The organism is Corynebacterium sp. HMSC072G08 (assembly GCF_001809185.1).
GTDB classification, from domain to species: Bacteria; Actinomycetota; Actinomycetes; order Mycobacteriales; family Mycobacteriaceae; genus Corynebacterium; species Corynebacterium phoceense.
In genome coordinates this window covers 35,584-40,223 of the sequence record NZ_KV796449.1, presented here as the reverse complement: position 1 = coordinate 40,223, position 4,640 = coordinate 35,584, and the positions used below count along the sequence as shown (strand labels likewise).

Annotated in this window: 4 protein-coding genes and 1 CRISPR repeat array; of the genes, 1 reads left to right on the top strand and 3 read right to left on the bottom strand. The window is 63.3% G+C overall.

The window, feature by feature from the left end; all coding sequences use genetic code 11:
• Positions 1–56 precede the first annotated feature (56 nt).
• Complete coding sequence (locus HMPREF2559_RS09820) at positions 57–1,382, top strand: PepSY-associated TM helix domain-containing protein (RefSeq protein ID WP_255356870.1); 1,326 nt, start codon at positions 57–59, stop codon at positions 1,380–1,382.
• Here the strand turns inward: HMPREF2559_RS09820 and HMPREF2559_RS09815 are convergent.
• The 3 genes from HMPREF2559_RS09815 to HMPREF2559_RS09805 are packed head-to-tail and all read right to left on the bottom strand — an operon-like array spanning position 1,297 to position 3,978.
• Complete coding sequence (locus HMPREF2559_RS09815) at positions 1,297–2,337, bottom strand: CE1 family esterase (RefSeq protein WP_246818470.1); 1,041 nt, start codon at positions 2,335–2,337, stop codon at positions 1,297–1,299. The two genes, HMPREF2559_RS09820 and HMPREF2559_RS09815, sit on opposite strands and share 86 nt — an antisense overlap.
• 33 nt (positions 2,338–2,370) lie before the next feature.
• Positions 2,371–3,504 carry an o-succinylbenzoate--CoA ligase gene (gene menE, locus HMPREF2559_RS09810; RefSeq protein WP_066509795.1) on the bottom strand — a complete coding sequence of 378 codons (1,134 nt, stop codon included), beginning with the start codon at positions 3,502–3,504 and terminating at the stop codon, positions 2,371–2,373.
• Between the two features lie 30 nt (positions 3,505–3,534).
• The gene (locus HMPREF2559_RS09805; RefSeq protein WP_083297824.1) at positions 3,535–3,978 is read right to left on the bottom strand and encodes a DoxX family protein; all 444 of its coding nucleotides are present in this window, start codon (positions 3,976–3,978) and stop codon (positions 3,535–3,537) included.
• A gap of 185 nt (positions 3,979–4,163) precedes the next feature.
• Positions 4,164–4,640: direct repeats of the CRISPR family, unit length 29 nt; unit sequence GCTGGGGTTCAGTTCTCAAAACCCCTGAT.

The following is a 4,640-nucleotide window of genomic DNA, read 5'->3' as shown; positions in this document are numbered from 1 at the left end:
CTAATCAATGCACTCTAAAACCGGAAGAGCCGGGTTTCCCTGTCGACAACTGACACGTGATTTCAATAATTCATTTGTCGCCGAGGAGCTTCGGCGTTCTCAGAAGGCTCCACACTGTCGTGGGCGTCATCGTTGCGCCCTTTCTCATCGTTGCCGCGCTCACAGGCGTGCTCTATGCGCTCGCGCCGAGCCTGGAGAAGATCGTCTATGCCGACCTCACCCGGCCCTCGGGTGAAGCAGTTGTCTCGCTCGAGGACCAGGTCGAGGCAGCGCGCGAGGTGTATCCGGATCTCGCGCTCAACACCGTCCAGGTCATCCCGGGGGAGAACACTCGCGTGCTCTTTGCGGATGACGCGCTGCCCTCGAAGAGCTACACGCACGCGGTCTTCGTGGACCCGGCGACGGGTGAGGTGCGCGGCGAAAAGGTCCAGTACGGCAGCTCCCGTGCGCTGCCGCTGCGCGCGTGGCTATCCAATGGCCACCGCTCGCTGTGGCTCGGCGAGCCAGGCCGGCTCTACTCGGAGCTCGCCGCGAGCTGGATGGGCGCACTCACCATCGGCGGACTTGTGCTCTGGCTTGGCCGCCGGAAGCGCACTCGCGGCACGCTGCGCACGCATGCGTGGTTGGGTGCCCTGTGCTCTGCTGGATTTCTCTTCCTCACGGTGACGGGACTGACATGGTCCTCCGTGGCCGGCGGGAACATTGGCAAGCTACGCACACTGCTCCACTGGAAGGCGCCGCAGCTCTCGGCCTCGGCCAGCGAGCATGCTGGTCACGGTGCGGGTTCCATGGAGCACATGGACATGGGGCCGGATCTTGCGTCGCTTGATGGCGCCTATGACGTGGCGCGCGAGGCTGGGCTGCGCGGAATCCTCAACCTGCAGCCGAACGGTGCCGCGTGGAATATCACGGAGGCGCGCGCTCCCTTTGTCTTCCATAACGACGCCATCGCCGTGGTGGACGGCCACGTTGTGGAGCGTGTCAATTTCTCTGAGTGGCCGCTCGCGGCGAAGCTCACCGAGTGGCTTATCAATCTCCACATGGGCTTCCTCTTTGGACTGGTCAATCAGATTGTGCTGGCGCTTATCGCGCTCGCGCTGCTCGTCGTGAGCATTCTGGGCCTTGTCATGTGGTTCCGGAGGGGGCGGCGCTTCGCGGGCCCCCAGGGCTTCGGCAAGCTCTCGAAGCCGGCGCTGGTGACGCTCGTGCTGTGCCTGGTCATCTACGCCATTATCGCGCCGCTCTTTGGCATCTCGCTCGTGGTCTTCCTCGTCGTGGACGCCGTGTGGCGGGCTATTAGAGGCGCTGGCGCGACAGGAAGTTCCACACCTCCTGCGACGCGTCCGGCGTCCGATTCCACGTATGATTCTGTGAGTTCGTGATGAGCTGCAGTTCTTCCTTCGCACACGCGTAGACGTGGCGCTGGCCGCCGGGGATGTTCTCGATGCGTGGCGGGAACGCGCAGGCATTGCGCTTGATGTAGCTGCTCATGAGGTGGTCCACGTCGAGGAAGTGCGCGCCGTTGTGGCGGTAGCCGCCGTGATAGAACATCATCGTGTCGCCGGTGCCATGCATGATGAGGAACGGGATGGCCTCGTTCCGGCAATTCATGTTGACGGGGTCGTAGTAAGCGCCGCCCACGGCGGCCACGCCCGCGAAGACGTGGGGCAGGTGGCACGCGACGACCGCGGTCATGCCGCCGCCGTTGGAGTGACCCGTGGCGTAGATGCGCCGGCGGTCCACGTTGTAGGTGCGGTCGAGCTCATCGATGATTTGCGTGATGAACGCGAGGTCCTCGCCGGGTCGCACGACCGCGTAGGGCGCGCCCTCCCAGCCGTGGTTGATGGACTCGGGGTAGATGCGGATGGCCTCACGCGCTGCACCCGTCTCGTTGAGGCGTGAGTAGCGGCGGAAATTCTCCGGGCTATCGCGCCAGCCGTCGAAGCCGAAGATGACCGGGGCGGGACGCGCCGGGTTATAGTGCGTGGGCATCTCGATGAGGTAGCGCCGCGTGCGGCCGGTGGACTGAGTGAAGACCTGGCCGCCGGTGCCGTTGACGAAGAACGGGGCGGGCTTCGCGTTACCCACGCGCGGGGCCGGCGCGGCAGGAAGTTGCGCCTGGGAACTTCCGGGGATGGCGCCGAGCTGCTCGTTGACCTGCGCGGTGAGGTCGGCGGCGGCTCGGTTGAGCTGGTTTGCCGTTTGGCTGCTCATGTGCTGCAGATCATCGAGGGGCGCGGCAGTGGCGATGGGGGTGGCGATTGGGGCGGCGAGGGAGAGGAGGCCGGTGAAGAGCATGGCTGTCTTCGCGCGGCCCCAGAAGTTAACAAATTTCACTCCCGTAACCTTAGTAAAAGCTGTGGGTCGTGTCTATGCTTTCTGAAAAAGGGCGGTGACGGCGCGGCGGTCGACCTTGCCGGGGCCAGTGAGTGGCATCTCGGGCAGGCGTTTTACGTCCTTCGGCACCTGCCAGCGGGGCAGGTCGTCGAGGGCGATGAGGATGTCTGTACGGGAGGCCCAGCCGGTGTAGGCAGCGACGATCATCTGCCCCAGGCGCTTATCGGGGATGCCCACGACGCAGGCGGCGTCGACGCCGGGGATATGGAGGAGGAGCTGCTCGAGGGCCTCGGGGTGGAGTTTGAGCCCGCCCGAATTGATGATGTTGTCCAGGCGCCCGGTGACGGTGAGGGTGTCGCCGTTGAGGTAGCCAGCGTCGGAGGTGGCGAACCACCCGTCGTGGAAGGCATCGGAATGCACATTGCGGTAACCGTGCGCGATGGTGGGGCCGCCCAAGAGGATGCGACCGTCATCGTCGATCTGGATTTCCGTATCACGAAGTGAGACGCCATCGTAGACGCAGCCACCGGCGGTCTCCGAGGAACCGTAGGTGGTGACGGGACGAATGCGCAGTTTGCGGGCGGATTCGAGGAGCTGAGGGTGCGTGGCGGCGCCGCCGACGAGGATGGCGTCGAATTCGCGCAGCGCGTCGATGCCTTGGAGGGAATCCATGGCCTTGGCGAGCTGCATGGGGGTCAGTCCCGTGTACATGCGGTCGCCTGTGGCGGCGAGCTCGGCTGCGGCCTTCGCGAAGGCGGGGACGTCGAAGCCGTGGCTGAGATCGAGACAGAGCGGCTCGACGCCGGCGACGAGCGAGCGGACGAGGACCTGGATCCCTGCGATGTGGTGGGCGGGCATGGCGAGCAGCCACTGGCCAGGGCCGCCGAGGCGCTCGTGGGTGGCATCGGCGCTCGCGACGAGGTTGGCGGCGGTAAGTTGTGCGCCCTTCGGCGTGCCCGTGGAGCCGGAGGTGGGGACGACGAGGGCGATGTCCTCGGCGATGGGTTCGCCGACTCGCATGTGGTTGCGCAGCAGCTCTGCCTTCGTCTTATCGTCGGCGGGGACGGGCACATAGGAATGTCGCCCCGCTATCGCTGTCTCCAGATCGTCCAGGATGGCCGACGGGTCGCGGAGACTAACAGATAGCGGGGCGAGAAGATGAGTCACGGTATGTAGGCTACCGCGAGCAGTAAGTGTTTAGGCGCGGGCGCGCGCCTTTGCGATGAACTGGTCAGCGGAGTGCATGCCAGGGCCCGCGGCGATGAGCATGAGGGCTGCGGCAAGAATCATGCCGACGAGCTCCCAGCCGCCGCCGTCGACGAAGATGCCGTTGCCGGCGTGGGCGATGGCCCAGGCGCCGATCATGTCGACGGCGACGAGGCCAGCAACCCAGCGGGTGAGTAGGCCGATGATGAGCAGGATGCCGCCGACGAGCTCGATGATGGCCGCGACCGGAGCGGCGATGCCCGGGGCCGGAACGTCCATGCCCTCGAAGGCGGTGGTGGTGCCCGCGATGGTCCACTCGGTGAACTTCTGCCAGCCGTGGGCAGCGAGGACGATGCCCACGATGAGGCGAGCGGCGAGCATGACAAACGAGCTCGCGAGGTTCATGGTCGATACGGAAATGCCGGAATACTTCATGGGGAGTGACTTTATACTTGAAGTGATGGGGTGTCTAACTTAGTCGGATATTTCTCATCTAAAAGATAAAGTGATTGTGGTTGCTTCATCCATTGACGGGTGGATGTCATGGCAGCCGGGTTGAAATTCTAGGGAAGGTACTGGAACTTTGAATGCTGTCGGTAGCTTGTTGGATCATCTGTATTGAGAAACCACAGTTCTCAAAACCCCTGATAGACTTCAGGCTCACGGCTATAAGCCGGTGACCAGGCTGGGGTTCAGTTCTCAAAACCCCTGATAGACTTCGGCACCGCCACATCAGTACGGCTCTCCTGCTGGGGTTCAGTTCTCAAAACCCCTGATAGACTTCAGGCTCACGGCTATAAGCCGGTGACCAGGCTGGGGTTCAGTTCTCAAAACCCCTGATAGACTTCACCTGGGCGCACAAGACCGAAAGGACTAGCTGGGGTTCAGTTCTCAAAACCCCTGATAGACTTCACCGTAGGCATGAAGCTCACCTACAACGGCTGGGGTTCAGTTCTCAAAACCCCTGATAGACTTCAAAAAGGGGTCGGGCCGTATAGCCGTCTGCTGGGGTTCAGTTCTCAAAACCCCTGATAGACTTCCACAAGTTCCGCTTTAAGACCCTGTTGGGCTGGGGTTCAGTTCTCAAAACCCCTGAT

Coding starts and splice junctions, on each gene's coding strand:
- HMPREF2559_RS09805 (WP_083297824.1), bottom strand. CDS start 3,978: ATGAAGTATTCCGGCATTTCCGTATCGACCATGAACCTCGCGAGCTCG.